A 16,426-nucleotide genomic window follows, 5' to 3' on the forward strand; every position below is an offset into this window, starting at 1 on the left:
CGGGCAGGCCAAACCAAACCAGTCAAGGCAACTGCGGTCGCGCGGGGGAGTGAGCCCCTTTCAGACCCGAGGATTCGCGTAACATGATGAAGACCCTGTTTCTCCAGCCGCCTTCCTTCGACGGATTCGATGGTGGGGCCGGCTCCCGCTATCAGGCCAAGCGGGAAATCAAGTCGTTCTGGTATCCGACGTGGCTGGCGCAGCCTGCCGCCATGGTCGAAGGCAGCCGCCTGATCGACGCACCGCCGGCGCGCATGGGCATGGAACCGATCCTTGAGGACGTGCGCAACCGCGACCTCGTCATCATGCACACCTCCACCCCGTCCTTCGCCTCCGACGTGCGGGTGGCGCAGATGCTCAAGGACGCGAATCCGGCGGTCAAGATCGGCATGGTCGGCGCGAAGGTCGCCGTGCAGCCGGAAGAAAGCCTGCTGAACGCGCCGCCGGTCGATTTCGTGGCGCGCAACGAATTCGACTACACCATCAAGGAAATCGCAGAAGGCCGCGACTGGAAGGATGTCGATGGCATCACCTGGCGCGACCCGGATGGCAAGATCGTCTCCAACCGCGACCGCGCGATGATCGAGGACATGGACAGCCTGCCGTTCGTGACCGAGGTCTACAAGCGTGACCTGAAGATCGAGGATTACTTCATCGGCTACCTGATGCACCCCTACATCTCGATCTATACGGGTCGTGGGTGCAAGTCGCGCTGCACGTTCTGCCTGTGGCCGCAGACGGTTGGCGGCCACCACTACCGCACCCGCAGCCCCGAGCATGTGGCCGCGGAAATCCGCCTGGCGAAGCAGTATTTCCCGCAGGTCAAGGAATTCTTCTTCGACGACGACACCTTCACCGACGACCTGCCGCGCGCCGAGGCGATTGCCAGGGAACTCGGCAAGCTGGGTGTGACGTGGTCGTGCAATGCAAAGGCGAACGTGCCGCGCAAGACGCTCGAGGTGCTGAAGGCCAACGGCCTGCGCCTGCTTCTGGTCGGTTACGAGAGCGGCAACCAGCAGATCCTTCACAACATCAAGAAGGGCATGCGGGTCGAGGTCGCGCGTGAGTTCACCAAGAACTGCCACGAACTCGGCATCAAGATCCATGGCACCTTCATCCTCGGCCTGCCGGGCGAGACGAAGGAGACCATCCAGGAAACCATCAAGTTCGCGACCGAAATCAACCCGCACACGCTGCAGGTTTCGCTGGCGGCACCCTATCCGGGTACGTTCCTGCACAAGCAGGCGACGGAGAACGGCTGGCTTGATGCCAGCAACGCGGAACTGATCGATGAAAACGGCGTGCAGATCGCGCCGCTGCATTACCCGCACCTGTCGCACACCGAAATCTTCAACAGTGTCGAGGATTTCTACCGGAAGTTCTATTTCCGCGCGCCGAAGATCGCCTCGATCCTGAACGAGATGGTCCGCAGCCCGCAGATGATGAAGCGCCGCCTGCGCGAAGGGGTGGAGTTCTTCCAGTTCCTGCGCGAACGTCGCGCGGCCTGATCACCCTCGGGCCTTTCCATGCGCCGGGACCTGCGGGTTCCGGCGTTTTTTCTGGTATTATCGCTACATCCGGTTCCCTGCTGTCATGAAACGCGTCATCATATCCGCCGATGATTTCGGCCTGTCGGAAGAGGTGAACGAAGCTGTCGAGATCGCGCATCGCGACGGCCTTCTGTCCACCGCAAGCCTGATGGTCGCAGGTCCCGCGGCGGAGGATGCGATCCGCCGGGCGAAGCGCCTGCCGGACCTGCGCGTGGGGCTGCACCTTGTCGCAATCGAGGGACCGGCCACCCTGCCGCCCGCGGACATCCCGCTGCTGGTGCCGCAGGACGGGCAGTTCCCGTCCGACCAGTTGAAGCTGGGGGTCGAATATTTCTTCCGCCCGGCCGTGCGACGCGAACTCGCCGCCGAAATCGAGGCCCAGTTCCGCGCCTTTGCCCGCACGGGGCTGGCGCTGGACCATGCCAACGCGCACAAGCACATGCACCTGCATCCCACGGTCGGGCGCTACATGATCGAAAGCGGCCTGCGCCATGGGCTGCGCGCGGTGCGCGTGCCGCTGGAACCGCCGCAGCCGCTGTTCGCGGCGGGCACCTATGCCGACACGCTGGGCGATGCGGCGCTGCGGCGCTGGACGCGGCTTCTGCGGCATCAGGCGCACAAGGCGGGACTGGTGACCAATGACTGGTGCTTTGGCCTGGCATGGAGCGGCCACATGACGACGGAGCGCGTCTCCGCCCTGGCCGCGCACCTGCCTGACGGGCTGTCGGAAATCTATTTCCATCCGGCCACGGCGAAGAACAAACTGCTGCAGCGCCTGATGCCGACCTATGAACATGTGGCGGAATTCGAAACGCTGTGCAGTCCCGGCCTGCGCGCGGGCCTGCGCCATGCGGGGGCGACCCCCACCACATGGACCGATGTCGCACGCGGGACGTAGCGTTTCTCAGGGGCTTTGCCCCTGAAACCCCACCAAAGGGTATTACCCTTTGGAAACCATCACTTTTAAACGAATCAGGGTGCAGGGAGCGCGCTCCCTGCCGGGTCCGGGCAGCGCCCGGGTATCGCATGCGCCACCGCCCTCAGGGGCTTTGCCCCCGAACCCCCACCAAAGGGTATTACCCTTTGGAAACCATGACTTTAAAACGAATCAGGGTGCAGGGAGCATGCTCCCTGCCGGGTCCGGGCAGCGCCCGGATGGCCCATCCACGCCACGGCGTTACGGATGGGCCGCAGATATTCAGGCGAGGCTGGCCTTCACCCATTCCTTGAGCTGCACCTTGGGGGCGGCGCCGACCTTGTCCGCGACGACCTTGCCGCCCTTGAAGATCAGCATGGTGGGGATGCCACGCACGCCATAGGTGTTGGGCGTTTCGGGGTTTTCGTCGATATTGACCTTCACCACCTTGAGCTTGCCCTTGAACTCCGCGCCGATTTCTTCCAGCGCCGGGGCGACCATCTTGCACGGCCCGCACCATTCGGCCCAGAAATCGACCAGCACGGGTTCGCTGGACTCCAGCACCTGCTGCTTGAATTCGCTATCTTTTACGGCGACGGTGTTCTCGCTCATTGCATCACTCCTGTTGGTCGCGGCACGGGCCGCGACATGATCGGTACCACCCGACATGGCGACCCTTGGGCGCGGGGTCAAGACATCACTGCGATGCAATCCGCGCTGGCGCACTGGCCGCGACCAGCGCATCTGGCAGGACACTGACACGCACGTCCTCGGTCCAGACAAGGACGCATGTCACCGCCCGCCCCGGATAAAGCATGCGCAGCAGCGCACGGTACGACGCCATCTGCCGCAGGTACAGCACCGGCGTGTCCTCAACGCGCGCGGGGGGCTGGCGGTTGGTCTTGAAATCGCACAGCAGCACCGCGCTGTCGGTAACGGCCATGCGATCGACCTGCCCCACGACCACCGTTTCCCCCACGACACCGGCCAGCGGCTGTTCCGCGCGGCTGCCGGGCGCGAACAGCGGCGCCATCACGGGCATGTCCATCACCGCCATCACCTGATTCACGATCCGTTCGCACTGCGCCGCCGACAGGCCGCTACCCCGGCGCGACAGCCACCGGCGCGCCACCTCCGCGCGTTCGGACGGCACGCAGTCGGGCAGGTACTGCAGCAGCGCATGCACCATCTGCCCACGTCGCAGCGCATTCATCCGGCGGGTCCCCGCACTGCGCCCGCCTGCCCCGGCCTGCGCGATCTCCAGCGGAGAACGCACGGCGGGCTGCGGGCCAAGGGCCACGTCATCGGGCCGACTGGGCGCCAGCGGGCGCGCCAGCGGCCCCTCCACCGGCGGCGGCACGGGTGTCCAGTCCGGCGCCGTGCCCATCCAGCGCGGCGGGGCGGCATCGACGCGCGGCGGGGACTGCGGGGCGGATTCGGCACGCGGGGCATAGGGCTCCTCGATCACCAGCGCCTCCCCGCCCCAGCCAAGGGTGAATTCCTCCGTCCTGGCTCCCCCGGCCTCCAGCGCCTTGCGGCACAGGTCGTACCAGCAATCCTCGGGCACGCCCCGGCGCGGTTCCCACCCGCAGACCACCAGCCGCTCGCTCGCACGGGTCAGGGCGACATACAGCAGCCGGTTATATTCCTCTGCCGCCGCCAGCTTCAGCCGGTCCTGCAGGGCCTGCGTCACCCCGGTGCCCAGTTCGGTGCGCGGAACCCACAGCGGGATGTCCAGGCCGCTTGCATCGTCGCGCGCCCACAACAGGCCACGGTCGAAACGCGGCGTGCCCACCGTGTCGGGCAGGATGACAAGCCGCGCCTGCAACCCCTTGGCCCCATGGGCGGTCATGACGCGCACCATGTCGGCCGATGCGTCGGGTTCGTGCTTGACCGTCTCCTCCGACGCGTGGAGCCAGTGCAGGAAGCCCTGCAGGGACACGGCATGCGCCTCCTCGAAGCGCAGGGCGGCGGAGAGCAGTTCGCCCACCGGCTCCACCGCCTCCGGCCCCAGCCGCGCCAGCAGCCGCGCGCGACCGCCCAGCGGGCCGAGCGCCTCCGACAGCAGGGCATAGGGGGAGGCGTAGTCCACCTTGCGGAACAGGGTATCGAGCATCCGCCACGCCGCTGCCCATTCCGGCCGTTCGCCATGGCGCGCGCGCAGCACCGCCCACAGGGGCCGTCCCTGCCGCCCCATGCACAGCTGCATCAGGCTGTCATCATCCAGCCCGCCCAGCGGCGATGTCAGGACACAGGCCAGTGTCAGGTCGTCCTGCGGCAGCAGGAGCGCGGCACACAGCGCCATGAGGTCCTGCACCGCCAGCTGGTCCGTCAGCACCGTGCGCACCAGCGTCGCCACCGGCACGTCCTGCGTCTTGAGCGCGCGGATCAGCGCGCGGGCAAAGGCGGAGCGGCGCGGCACGAGGATCAGCACGTCACCGGGCGCAAGCGGCGCCTGCCCCGGTGGCGGCGCACGGCGCAGTTCGCCCGCGATCCACGCCGCCAGCGTATCGGCCAGCTGCTGCTGCGCCGTGGCCTGCCCCTCGTTTTCGGTGGGGGCCTTCCACGGGTCGGGGTCCTCCCCATCCTCGCCCTTGGGCGTGACGGGCCACAGTTCAACGCGCCCGCCGCCGCCGGGGCGTGCCGTGACATGGGCGGGAATGCCGCTGTCGGGTTCGGCCACGCCACGGGCGGCGGCGGGGATGGAGAACACCTGGTCCACCAGCGCCAGCACCGGCGTGGTGGAGCGGAACGACACCGTCAGCGCCGGTTCACGCCAGCGCGTGCCCGCCTTGTGCGCCTTGTCGCGGAACCGTTCACGCCAGTAGCGGAAGGCCGCCGGGTCCGCGCCCTGGAAGGAGTAGATCGACTGCTTGTAATCCCCCACGGCAAAGATCGTGCGCGGGGGGCCGTCATGTTCGCGCGCGCCCACACCGGCAAAGAATTCCGCCGTCAGGCCACCGGCAATCGCCCATTGCTGGGGGGAAGTGTCCTGCACCTCGTCGAGCAGCAGGTGGTCGATCCCGCCATCGAGCTTGTACAGCACCCACGCCGCCCCCGGATCGTCGAGCAGGCCGAGCGTGCGTTCGATCAGGTCGTCATAATCGACCAGCCCCTGCCCGGTCTTGCGCGCGGCATATCCCTCCACCACCGGGGTCGCGACCGACAGCAGCGCGCGGCTGAGGTCCCGGACCATGAGCGCGCGCAACTGCGCCTCCACATCGAGGATGCGCTGCGCCTCCGCCATCAGGGCGTCGCCGATATGCGGGTATTTCCTGTCCAGCGTCGCGTTCACGCCGCCACGCTTGCGGGGTTCGCCGTCCTGCTTCACCAGCCCCCTGCGCCACATCCCCCACCCGGCGACCCGTGCCTCCACGTCCTGCCCCAGCCATGCCAGCAGCTTCGCCGCCTCCTCGCGCACCTTGGGCGAGGCCTCGGCCGCCACCGTGCGCAGGCCATCGCGCAGGGTATCCTCCGCCGGGATGCTGGCGCAGGCGTCGCGCAGCAGGGTGTCCGCGCCATCACCGCGCACGCCCAGCACCCGGCACAGCGCCGCGTCCACCGCCGCCGGGTCCGTGCGCCAGCGTTCGGCAACCTCATGGAATTCGCGCAGGCGTGCCTGTATCCGCGTGACCAGCGCGGTGAAATCCCCGATCCCCACCTGCCCCGCAAGGGCGGCGATGGCATCCCCGCCACGCCCGACCACTTCCTCCACCGCGCCCTGAAGCGCAAGGCGGGCGTCGGTTTCCTCCACCAGCGTGAAATGCGGGCTGATCGCCGCCTCCACCGGGAAACGGCGCAAGAGCGACTGGCAGAAGGCGTGGATGGTGCCGATGCGCATGCCACCGGGCAGGTCGAGCACGCGGGCGAACAGTTCACGCGCCACCTGCCGGGTCCGGGCCTCCGCCGGGACGAACAGGCGGCGCAGTTCCACGTCAAGATCGTGGTCCGGCAGCGTCACCCACAGGCCCAGCCGCTTTTGCAGCCGCACGGCCATTTCCGCCGCCGCCGCCTTGGTAAAGGTCAGGCACAGGATGCGCGACGGGTCCGACCCCGGCAGCAGCACCGCATGCCCCTGCGCATCATGGCCCGGACGTGGCAGCATCAGGCGCAGGAGGCGGTCGATCAGCAGCTTGGTCTTGCCGCTCCCGGCGGAGGCGGAGACAAAGACAGACGCCTGCGGGTCGGATGCCTGCGCCTGGCTTTCATTCGCCAGCCCGATGGCGTCGGGCGCCACGGCATCGGGCGCATGGGGGGCGGATGTCGCCCCATCGGGTGTCATCGTCATGCCATGTCCTCCTCACGCGCCGCACTCCATTCCGCGACCCGCGCAAGGTGGGCATAATCGGCAAAGCGCGGTTCCTGCCCCGGATGGGGATGCGACAGGTAGGGCATGTGCGGGTTGTCATATTCCGCCACCCGGTCGCGCAGCCGCGTGCGGCATTCCGCGATCAGGTCCGACAGTATCTTCCCCTGCGCAATGTCGAGTACCTGTGCCGGGACATGCCCGCCTGTCAGCCGCCAGTAGACCAGTTCCCTCACCTGCCCCGTCACTTCGGGCGCGAAACCGCCCGCCTCGATCATCGCGGCCTCCAGCACCAGTTGCGACTGCCATCCCCTCAGCACGCTGTTGCGCGTGGGCAGGGTGCCGGTCTTGTAATCGATCAGGCTCAGCCCCCCTTCGGCATCACGGTCGATCCGGTCGGCCCGGCCGCGCAGCACGAACGTGCCGAAGGAAAAGCCCGACAGTTCCATCCGCCCCGAAAGCTCCGTCAGGACCGTGCCGGGCACGCCTGCGGCCCGGCGCGCGGATTCCGTCGCCGCACACCAGCGCGCGATACGTTCCAGCCGGGGCGCCCACCATGCCGCAAGCGCCGGGCGCAGGCGCGCCTCCTCCAGCACTTCGGCGAACAGGCGCACCATCTGCGCCTCCCCGCCGGGGGGCCAGCGGTCGGGATGGCGCGTGAACCAGCGGTCCAGCGCGTCATGCACGATTTCCCCGTAATCGGCGGCGTCGGCCAGTTCCTCAAGATCGGCAAGGCGCTTCAGCCCCAGGATCCGCCGGGCATAGATGGCATAGGGGTCGCGCATCCATGTCTCGATCTCCGTCACCGACAGGCTGCGCGGGCGCATCGCCACCGGCGGGCACGGACGCGGGGGGGCCACGGGCGCGGGCGGCCCGGACGGGCGGTCCAGTTGCTCCAGCCACGACAGCGCCGGATGCTCCGCAATCCGCGCCCCGCGTCCCGTCAGGTAGGCGTCAAGCCGCACCAGCCACCGCGCGGCGACCGCGGGCGCGCCCTGCCTGCGCCCCGGCACCGACAGCACCACATCGGGCGCGGCGCAGGCGCAGGCGATGAAATCGTGCGCCGCCTGCCCGATGGCGCATTCGGGCGACGGCAGGCAGATGCGCGTGCGCATCGGGCGGCTCATCCACGGCCCCGGATCGGTGGCAGGGGGCCAGACGGTTTCCACCAGTCCGCCCAGCACGATGGTCCCCGCCGTCTGCAGCCGGGCCTCCAGCAGGCCCCAGATGAAGACGCGCGGATGCACCGCCACCTGTTCGCGCCCGCGCAGGGCGCGGCGGCCATGCACCGTCACCCCCGCCAGAGACGAGGCCAGAAGCCCGTCCAGCGCGCCGACCCGCTGCGCGGGCAGCACGTCGCACCATGTCAGCAGTTCCGCCAAGTGCGCGCCCAGCGCGTTGCCTTCCTCCCCCGACCACAGGCGCGTGGCCCCGTCCCCGGTATCGGTCGCGGCCAGCGCCTGCGCCGACTCCACAAGGGCGGAGAGCAGGTCCACGACCTCCGCCACGCCGGATGCGCGCGACAGCAGCGGGTCAAGCGCGCGTTCCAGCCGGTCGAGGAAGGCGGAGAGTTCCTGCGGCGCGTCCGGCGCATCGGCCAGCGCGCCATGTTCATCCTGCCCCGCGCGCGACAGGGCGGCGCGCAGCCCCGCGATCCCCGGTGGCGGCGCAGGACCGCGCAGGACCGCGCGTTCCAGCAGGCGGGCCGACGCACGGCAGTTCCCCGGCGACAGCCCGCAGGCGGCCAGCGGGTGCTTGAGCATCGACAAAAGTGCGACCGGCGACAGCCCGCCATCGACGGCCTGCACGATCAGGCGCAGGAACGTGGCCTGCGGCGTGGTCGCCAGCCCCTCCCCCGCGCTGTCATCGGCAATGACGCCCCAGCGCGCCAGTTCGGTCGCCACACGCCCCGCAAGCGTACGGTCCGGCGTGACAAGGGCCGCGGACTGCCCCGGACGTTCGATCGCCTGGCGCAGGATCAGGGCGATGGCGGCCGCTTCCTCCTGCTGGTCGGCGGCATGCAGCACCGACAGCCCCTGCACTTCCGGCGCAGGCGCGGGCGCCAGCCACTGCCCCAGCGCCGGGGCGGGCAGCAGCGCGTCCGACAGCAGCGTCGCGCGTCCCGGCGGGGCCGCCGCCATGCAGCCCGCGGGCAGGTCGTCCCAGACCACGAGGTCGTCACGCGCCACCCCGAGGTCGGACAGCATGCGCGCCGTGCCCGCCTGCGGGTGCCCCGGCGGCAGGGCGGACCATGTGTCCGCGTCCATGTTCATGTCCACCGGCGTCAGCACCAGCCGCCCGCCGGGCATGTCCAGCACCGTGCGCAGCACCGCCACCGTGGAGGGCACGGCATCCGAAAACCCCGCCGCCCACAGCCGCTGCCCCGCCGGCAGCGGGTTTTCGCGCCAGTGCGCGGCCTGCGCGTGCAAAAGCGCGACCTGGCGGGCGACGGGGTTCATCACGCCCTGCTCCTCCAACCAGGAGGGCCACACGCCGGTCACGATCGACAGGAATTTCAGTGTCAGGCCCCAATGCTCCGCGAAATCGCCATCGGCGGCTTCGGGCAGGCGTTCGCGCAGGTCACATTCCGCCCATTCCGCCTCGTCCATCAGGTCGGCCAGCGCGCGCGCCAGCGGCCAGGCCTGGTCAACGGTGCGCACGTCGCCAAATGCCGCGCCCCCCTGCAACACCAGCAGCGTCAGCGTCGCAAGGCGGCGTAGCGGCTCCACCGCCGGCGGCAGGTCGAGCGCGGCTTCCCCCGACAGGGCGAGCGCCGCCTCATCCAGCGCCGCGATGGGCGCAATGCGCGGCAGCAGCAGCGCGCGGCCATCGGCACGGCGCAGGAAGGCCTCCGTCAGCGCGCGCGCGGCACGGCGGCTTGGCAGCAGGATCAGGCCGGCGCCGGTGCGCTGCGGGTCGTCATCCACCTCCGCCATCCAGCGCGCCGCCAACTGGTCCAGGAAAGGGACGTGATGGGCGATGGTCACGACCGGGGCCGACGCGGCGGTGGGGTGCGGCATCAGCCGTGCACCCCGCTTTCGTCATGGTCGGGGTCGAGCGTGCTGCGCAGCGTGGCCTCCGCCGCCGCGATATCCTGCGGGCGCGACAGGTGGAACCACAGCGAATCATGGACGATCATCCCCAGCCGCCCGCGCGCCATCGCCCGGTCCCACAGCAGGTTCAGGCTGAACGCCCCGTCCGGCGCACCGTCGAACAGCGCGGGCGAGACGATCTGCACCCCGGTATAGACATAGGGCGTCAGTTCCCCGGCCTTCGGCCTGCGCGGCCTGCCGTGGGCGTCCACGGCAAAGTCGCCATGCCCGACCTCCCCCACCGCGCGCGTCATCGCACCCAGCAGCAGCATCGCATCCATCTTCGCCGGGTCGAACGCCGCCGCCAGCCGCCGCAGCGCCGCCTGCGGGCCGTTGAGCCACATCGCATCGCCATTGAGCAGGAAGAACGGCCCCGGCCCGACCTGCCCCGCGCGCAGGGCGGCGGCGGCGCTGCCCCCCGTCTCCAGCAGTTCGTCCTCGCGCCGCAGGATGGTGCGCGGGCCATCGCCTGCCGCGCGCCGGGCCTCAAGCGCTGCCGCCACCATGTCGGCATGCCAGTGGGCGTTGACCACCACGCGCCCCACGCCGGCACGGTCCAGCCGGTCAAGCGCATGGCACAGGATCGCCTGTCCCCCGACCTTCAGCAGGGGCTTGGGCGTCGTCTCGCTCAGCGGGCGCATCCGCCGTCCCATCCCGGCGGCAAAGATCATCGCCGTTTCGGGCATCTCCACACTCATGCCTGCTCTCCTGCCTGTTTCGTATCGCCTTCGACCGACCGCGCCACGGCTTCGGCCTGTGCCCCCCACCCGCGCAGGAAGGCGTCGCGCCCGCCATCGGCGCGCACCTCCAGGTCGACATACCGCGCGCCGGGCGGGGTGAGTTCCCCGAGGCGTTCGGGCCATTCCACCAGCACGATCCCCTCGCACGCGTCATCCCAGCCCAGTTCGGCCAGGGCGCCCGGCCCATCGAGGCGCCACAGGTCGAAATGCGACACCTCCATTTCCTGCCCCCCCTCGCCCGGCGCGTCATAGGTCTGCACCAGGGTATAGGACGGGCTGGGCACCTCCATCGCCGGGTCGTCGCACAGGCAGCGCAGCAGCGCGCGCGCCAGCGTCGTCTTCCCCGCGCCAAGGTCGCCGCGCAGCAGCACCGCATCGCCCGCGCGCAGCAGTGGCGCCAGCGCCCGGCCCAGCGCCATCGTCGCCGCATCGTCGGGCAGGAGGACGCGCGTCACGCCCGACGCGGCGCAAGGGGTCGTATCCGTCTGTGTCATGGTGGCATTGTGCGCCCATGACAGGGCCGCAGACAAGGCGAAGCCGCAGGCCCGCGCACCTGTTCCGCACGCGCACCGTTTCCCCCGCCACATCGGGCGCCACGGCGGACGCGGCGGCGCATTTTCGCGGGGTTTGTGCCGTTTTTGTGGGTTGCGCTGGCGTGCCATGCAACGCACAACGCAGCAGGACCCTGATACAGACACGGATTGCAGGACAGACAGCAATGACCGACACCGCCAGCCTTTCCACCGATGTCGCCATTATCGGCGCGGGCCCTGCCGGCCTGTTCGCCGCATTCGAATGCGCGATGCTCAAGCTGGGCTGCGTGCTGATCGACGCGCTTGACGAAATCGGCGGGCAGTGCACCGCGCTGTATCCGGAAAAGCCGATCTATGACATTCCCGCCCACCCCGCCATCGCGGGGGGCGACCTGATCGCGGCACTCGACCGGCAGATCGCGCCGTTCGACATCCCGCGCCTGCTGGGCCGCCGGGTGGAGGAACTGTCGGGCACGCGCGGGGCGTTCACCCTGCGCACCAGCACGGGCGACACGATTCGCGCCCATGCCGTCATCATCGCGGCCGGCGCCGGGGCGTTCGGCCCCAACCGCCCGCCGCTCGAAGGGCTGGAGGCGTTCGAGAAAAGTGGCGCGGTGCGGTATTACGTCCGCCGCCGCGCCGATTTCGCCGGAAAGCATGTCCTGATTGCCGGTGGCGGGGATTCGGCCGTGGACTGGGCGCTGTCGCTGCGTGACGTGGCGGGGCGCGTGTCCATCGTCCATCGCCGCAACCGCTTCCGCGCCGCCCCCGAAAGCCTGCGCCAGATGGACGAGGCCGTGGAGCGCGGCGAGATCGAAAAGCTGGTCGGCTACCAGCTTCACGGCCTGCACGGGAATGACGGCGTGCTCGACGGCGTGGACCTCATCACCCTTGATGGCGAGGTGCTGCATGTCCCGTGCCAGGCGCTGCTGCCGTTCTTCGGGCTGGCGACCGACCTTGGCCCCATCGCGCAATGGGGGCTGGACACCGTCCGCGGCACCATCCCGGTCACGCCGTCCACCTGCGAAAGCAGCATGCCCGGCATCTTCGCCGTAGGGGATGTCGCGTCCTATCCGGGGAAGCTGAAGCTGATCCTGCAGGGCTTCAGCGAATGCGCCATGGCCGCGCACGCCATCCATCCCATCGTCCATCCCGACACCGCGCTGCATTTCGAGTATTCCACCAGCCGGGGCGTGCCCGCCGCCTGAGCACGACTGGCCCACGGCGCATACATGTTTTGACACATAATGTTATGCCGCCACGCCATGGATCGATCGCGCGGTGCTTGACCCCGTGGGCGCGGGCGATAGCATCGCGCCCGCATCGTGCAACGTAACAGGAAGGGGCAGCGGGTGAAGGTTATTGTTCTGGGCTCGGGCGTGATTGGTGTCACGACCGCATGGTACCTCGCCCGGCAGGGACACGAGGTCGAGGTGATCGACCGCCAGCCCGCCGCCGCGATGGAAACCTCCTTCGCCAATGCGGGGCAGGTCTCCCCCGGCTATTCCGCGCCATGGGCCGGGCCGGGCCTGCCGCTGCAGGTCCTGAAATGGATGTGCAGCACCGCCAGCCCCATGATCATCCGCCCGCGCATCGATTTCGCCATGTTCGGCTGGATGATGCAGGTCCTGCGCAACTGCAACGCCCATGCCTATGACATCAACAAGTCACGCATGCTGCGCGTTGCAACCTACAGCCGCGACTGCCTTGACGCGCTGCGCACCGAAACCGGCATCACCTATGACGACCGCCAGCGCGGGCTGATCCAGTTGTTCCGCACCGACCGCGACGTCGCCAAGGCACACAAGGACATGCAGGTGCTGTCGCAGCACGGGGTGGAACACGAACTGCTGACCCCCGACCAGATCGCGCAGTACGAACCCGGCCTGTCGGGATCGCGCCACCTGCTGCGCGCGGGGCTGCGCCTGCCGGGGGACGAATCGGGGGACGCGCACATGTTCACCCAGCGCCTGGCGCAGAAGGCCGCCGAACTGGGTGTGACGTTCCGGTATGAAACCACAATCCAGGCGCTCGATGCCTCGGCCGAGGAAATTCTGGGCGTGCGGACATCCGCCGGGCGCATCACGGGCGATGCCTATGTCGTCGCACTCGGCAGTTACGCGCCGCGCCTTGTCCGTCCGCTGGGGCTGAAGCTGCCGGTCTATCCGGTCAAGGGATATTCGCTGACGCTGCCGGTGACGGATGAAAGCCGCGCGCCGACCTCCACCGTCAATGACGACCGCTACAAGGTCGCGATCACGCGGCTGGGCGATCGCATCCGCATCGGCGGCACGGCGGAACTGGCGGGCTACAACACCCGCCTCAGCCGTGACCGGCGCGCCGGGCTGGAGGAAAGCTTTACCGAACTGTTTGGCGGCGGCGACCTGTCGCAGGCGGTGTACTGGACCGGCCTGCGCCCGAACACGCCCGACGGGACGCCCGTCATCGGCGGGTCGAAGCGGTTTGGCAGGCTGTGGTTCAATACCGGCCACGGGACGCTGGGATGGACGATGGCCTGCGGGTCGGGAAAGCTGCTGGCCGACATGATCAGCCAGCGCCCGACCGAAATCCCCAGCCTCGACCTGTCGATCGACCGGTACGCGCAGTAAACGCCTGCCGGATTACCGGAGCCATAAAAGTTTTTGGTGAAGCTTTTTCCAAAAAGCTTCGAAGAACGCCGCCTTTTTGGAAAAAGGCGGCACCCAAAAACTTTTATTCCTTACATTTACCCATATCCCACGCGGGCAACAAAAAACGGGGCCGGATAAATCCGTGCCCCGTTTTCGTGCGTCATGCAGTCATGGTCCGCCGGCCCTGGGGCCGGCGTTCATGCAACATTACTGCGCAGCGGCAGGTGCTTCGGCCTCGGCGGCCTTCTTCTTGCCGTGATGCTTGCCACCGTGGTGGTGACCACCATGATGGACCTTCTTTTCGCCAGCAGCGGCAGCGTCACCAGCAGCGGCGTCAGGCGCATGCTCCGGGCCGGACACTGCCGGGGCGGTCGGCTCGGCGGGGGTGGTCTGCGCCATCAGGGGGGACGCAACGCCCATCACGGCGACTGCGGACAGGGCGGCCAGGAAACGGCGGGTCGAAACGATCATGAACTCATATCTCCAACAATCGGGACAAAATCCCAATGCCTGCGCCGGACCGGCAACGACACCAGCCCGATTCGACATTCACGGATGTAACACGCACCGCGAGGCCGCGTCTCGAATTAAAAATTTTAAATTTTCGGAGTGAACCCCATAACTGCCGCATTCCTACCGCAATCACAATGCCGGAAACATTACGAATGGTTGCAGGGAATGCGGGCAGCGATGGTCAGGCCCGCATTTCCGGTCCGTGGACAGATCAGTCCACGGTGCCCGAACGCTCGCGCTTCTTGCGCTCATGCGGGTCGAGGTAGCGCTTGCGGATACGCACGGCCGACGGCGTGACCTCCACCAGCTCATCGTCCTCGATATAGGCGATGGCCTGTTCAAGGTTCATCTTGCGCGGCGGGATCAGCAGCAGGGCCTCGTCCTTGCCGGCGGCACGGATGTTGGTCAGCTTCTTTTCACGGATCGGGTTCACCTCGAGGTCATTCTCACGCGAATGCTCCCCGATGATCATGCCGACATAGACCTTCTCGCCCGCATCGACGAACAGCGTGCCGCGATCCTGCAGCGAGAACAGCGAATACTGCGTCGTCGTGCCATCCTCGGAAGAGATCAGCGAACCGTTGCGACGCCCGGCGATCGGCCCGACATAGGGCTGGTAGCCGGAGAACAGGCGGTTCATGATGCCCGAACCGCGCGTGTCGGTCAGGAATTCGCCGTGATAGCCGATCAGCCCGCGCGACGGGATCTGGAACGTCAGGCGCACCTTGCCGCCACCGGACGGCTGCATGTCCTGCATGATGCCCTTGCGCAGGGCCATCTTCTCGACCACGACGCCGGAATACGGCTCGTCCACGTCGATCAGGACTTCCTCGAACGGCTCCTCGCGCTCGCCGGTTTCCTCGTTCGTGCGGAACAGCACGCGCGGGCGGCCGATGGTCAGCTCGAAGCCTTCGCGGCGCATCTGCTCGATCAGGACGCCCAGCTGCAGTTCGCCACGGCCCGCAACCTCGAACGCCTCGCTCTCGGGGCTTTCGGACACGCGGATGGCGATGTTGCCCTCGGTTTCCTTGAACAGGCGGTCGCGGATCTGGCGCGACGTGACCTTCTTGCCTTCACGGCCACCCAGCGGGCCGTCATTGAGGCGGAAGGTCATCGACAGCGTCGGCGGGTCGACGGGGGTGGAGGGCAGCGGCTCCTTCACCTCAAGGGCAGCGATGGTTTCGGGAATCGTCGCTTCCGACAGGCCGGCCACGGCCACGATGTCACCGGCCTCGACCTCCTCCACCGGCACGCGGTCCAGCCCGCGGAAGGACAGCAGCTTCGTCAGGCGCCCGGTCTCGACCACCGAACCGTCGGGACGCAGCACATGCACCGGCATGTTCATCTTCGCGGTGCCCTGCTCCACGCGCCCGGTCAGCACGCGGCCAAGGAAGTTGTCGTTCTCCAGGATGGTCGCGACCATCGCGAACGGCGCGTCCTTGTTGACCTTCGGCGGCGGCACATGGCGCAGGATCAGGTCGAACAGCGGGGAGAGGTCCTTGCGCGGCCCGTCGATCTCCAGATCCGCCCAGCCCTGACGGCCGGAGGCATAGAGCATCGGGAAGTCCAGCTGCTCGTCATTCGCGCCGAGGGCCGCGAACAGGTCGAAGATCTCGTTATGCACTTCGTCGGGGCGGGCGTCGCCACGGTCGATCTTGTTGACGACCACGATCGGCTTCAGCCCGCGCGCCAGCGCCTTGCCGACGACGAACTTCGTCTGCGGCAGCGCGCCTTCGGCGGAATCGACCAACACGACCGCGCCGTCCACCATGCTCAGGATACGCTCCACCTCGCCGCCGAAGTCGGCATGGCCCGGGGTGTCGATGATGTTGATGCGGGTGTCCTTCCACACGACGGACGTGCACTTCGCCAGGATCGTGATGCCGCGCTCACGCTCCAGGTCGTTGCTGTCCATCGCACGCTCGGCGACATGCTGGTTGTCGCGGAACGAGCCCGACTGTTTCAGAAGCTGGTCAACCAGCGTGGTCTTGCCATGATCGACGTGCGCGATGATGGCGATATTACGGATGTCCATAACGGTTGTAACCTGACTTTCCTTGCGGGGGCGCCAAGAGGGCGCGCCGCCCGTGCGGGCAGTTCAGGCCCGAGCGACATGGCGGCATTGTTGGGTGCTGTGGCGTAGATA

General features: G+C 68.3%; 11 protein-coding genes. 4 read left to right on the top strand and 7 right to left on the bottom strand.

All coding sequences use genetic code 11. The features are described from left to right. Positions 1-83 precede the first annotated feature (83 nt). Entirely contained in the window at positions 84-1,508 is a 1,425-nt protein-coding gene (gene hpnJ / locus KMAL_RS05170; protein WP_110094690.1) for a hopanoid biosynthesis associated radical SAM protein HpnJ, read from the top strand. Positions 1,509-1,593: 85 nt separating this feature from the next. Beyond that, positions 1,594-2,448: a hopanoid biosynthesis-associated protein HpnK gene (hpnK, locus tag KMAL_RS05175; protein ID WP_110094691.1), complete on the top strand. Its 855-nt coding sequence runs from the start codon at positions 1,594-1,596 to the stop codon at positions 2,446-2,448. Positions 2,449-2,748: 300 nt separating this feature from the next. Here hpnK and trxA read toward each other — a convergent pair whose 3' ends face one another. The 5 genes from trxA to tsaE form a co-directional block, all read right to left on the bottom strand. Next, a complete protein-coding gene (gene trxA / locus KMAL_RS05180) occupies positions 2,749-3,078 on the bottom strand; it encodes a thioredoxin TrxA (protein ID WP_110094692.1) in 330 nt (109 codons plus the stop codon). Positions 3,079-3,163: 85 nt separating this feature from the next. After that, positions 3,164-6,748, bottom strand: a complete 3,585-nt coding sequence (gene addA, locus KMAL_RS05185; protein WP_110094693.1) for a double-strand break repair helicase AddA — start codon at positions 6,746-6,748, stop codon at positions 3,164-3,166. 2 nt (positions 6,749-6,750) lie between these two features. Then, the gene (addB, locus tag KMAL_RS05190; protein ID WP_110094694.1) at positions 6,751-9,792 is read right to left on the bottom strand and encodes a double-strand break repair protein AddB; all 3,042 of its coding nucleotides are present in this window, start codon (positions 9,790-9,792) and stop codon (positions 6,751-6,753) included. Continuing rightward, positions 9,792-10,562 carry a nucleotidyltransferase family protein gene (locus KMAL_RS05195; RefSeq protein ID WP_110094695.1) on the bottom strand — a complete coding sequence of 257 codons (771 nt, stop codon included), beginning with the start codon at positions 10,560-10,562 and terminating at the stop codon, positions 9,792-9,794. Before KMAL_RS05195 ends, addB begins: the two co-directional genes overlap by 1 nt. Further along, the gene (gene tsaE, locus KMAL_RS05200; protein ID WP_110094730.1) at positions 10,559-11,098 is read right to left on the bottom strand and encodes a tRNA (adenosine(37)-N6)-threonylcarbamoyltransferase complex ATPase subunit type 1 TsaE; all 540 of its coding nucleotides are present in this window, start codon (positions 11,096-11,098) and stop codon (positions 10,559-10,561) included. The genes KMAL_RS05195 and tsaE overlap by 4 nt, the downstream gene beginning before the upstream one ends. Positions 11,099-11,322: 224 nt before the next feature. On the opposite strand from tsaE, the gene KMAL_RS05205 reads away from it, so the two are divergent. Beyond that, positions 11,323-12,345: an NAD(P)/FAD-dependent oxidoreductase gene (locus KMAL_RS05205; protein WP_110094696.1), complete on the top strand. Its 1,023-nt coding sequence runs from the start codon at positions 11,323-11,325 to the stop codon at positions 12,343-12,345. Positions 12,346-12,489: 144 nt separating this feature from the next. Continuing rightward, positions 12,490-13,746 carry a D-amino acid dehydrogenase gene (locus tag KMAL_RS05210; RefSeq protein ID WP_110094697.1) on the top strand — a complete coding sequence of 419 codons (1,257 nt, stop codon included), beginning with the start codon at positions 12,490-12,492 and terminating at the stop codon, positions 13,744-13,746. Positions 13,747-13,974: 228 nt separating this feature from the next. On the opposite strand, the gene KMAL_RS05215 is transcribed toward KMAL_RS05210, so the two are convergent. Both KMAL_RS05215 and typA read right to left on the bottom strand, forming a co-directional pair. Continuing rightward, complete coding sequence (locus tag KMAL_RS05215) at positions 13,975-14,238, bottom strand: hypothetical protein (protein ID WP_110094698.1); 264 nt, start codon at positions 14,236-14,238, stop codon at positions 13,975-13,977. 253 nt (positions 14,239-14,491) lie between these two features. Further along, on the bottom strand, positions 14,492-16,315 hold the full coding sequence (typA, locus tag KMAL_RS05220; RefSeq protein WP_110094699.1) for a translational GTPase TypA: 1,824 nt from the start codon (positions 16,313-16,315) through the stop codon (positions 14,492-14,494). Positions 16,316-16,426: the final 111 nt, after the last annotated feature.

It is taken from the genome of Novacetimonas maltaceti, assembly GCF_002906255.1.
Lineage (GTDB): Bacteria > Pseudomonadota > Alphaproteobacteria > Acetobacterales > Acetobacteraceae > Novacetimonas > Novacetimonas maltaceti.

Coding starts and splice junctions, on each gene's coding strand:
- hpnJ (WP_110094690.1), top strand. CDS start 84: ATGATGAAGACCCTGTTTCTCCAGCCGCCTTCCTTCGACGGATTCGAT.
- hpnK (WP_110094691.1), top strand. CDS start 1,594: ATGAAACGCGTCATCATATCCGCCGATGATTTCGGCCTGTCGGAAGAG.
- trxA (WP_110094692.1), bottom strand. CDS start 3,078: ATGAGCGAGAACACCGTCGCCGTAAAAGATAGCGAATTCAAGCAGCAG.
- addA (WP_110094693.1), bottom strand. CDS start 6,748: ATGACACCCGATGGGGCGACATCCGCCCCCCATGCGCCCGATGCCGTG.
- addB (WP_110094694.1), bottom strand. CDS start 9,792: ATGCCGCACCCCACCGCCGCGTCGGCCCCGGTCGTGACCATCGCCCAT.
- KMAL_RS05195 (WP_110094695.1), bottom strand. CDS start 10,562: ATGAGTGTGGAGATGCCCGAAACGGCGATGATCTTTGCCGCCGGGATG.
- tsaE (WP_110094730.1), bottom strand. CDS start 11,098: ATGACACAGACGGATACGACCCCTTGCGCCGCGTCGGGCGTGACGCGC.
- KMAL_RS05205 (WP_110094696.1), top strand. CDS start 11,323: ATGACCGACACCGCCAGCCTTTCCACCGATGTCGCCATTATCGGCGCG.
- KMAL_RS05215 (WP_110094698.1), bottom strand. CDS start 14,238: ATGATCGTTTCGACCCGCCGTTTCCTGGCCGCCCTGTCCGCAGTCGCC.
- typA (WP_110094699.1), bottom strand. CDS start 16,315: ATGGACATCCGTAATATCGCCATCATCGCGCACGTCGATCATGGCAAG.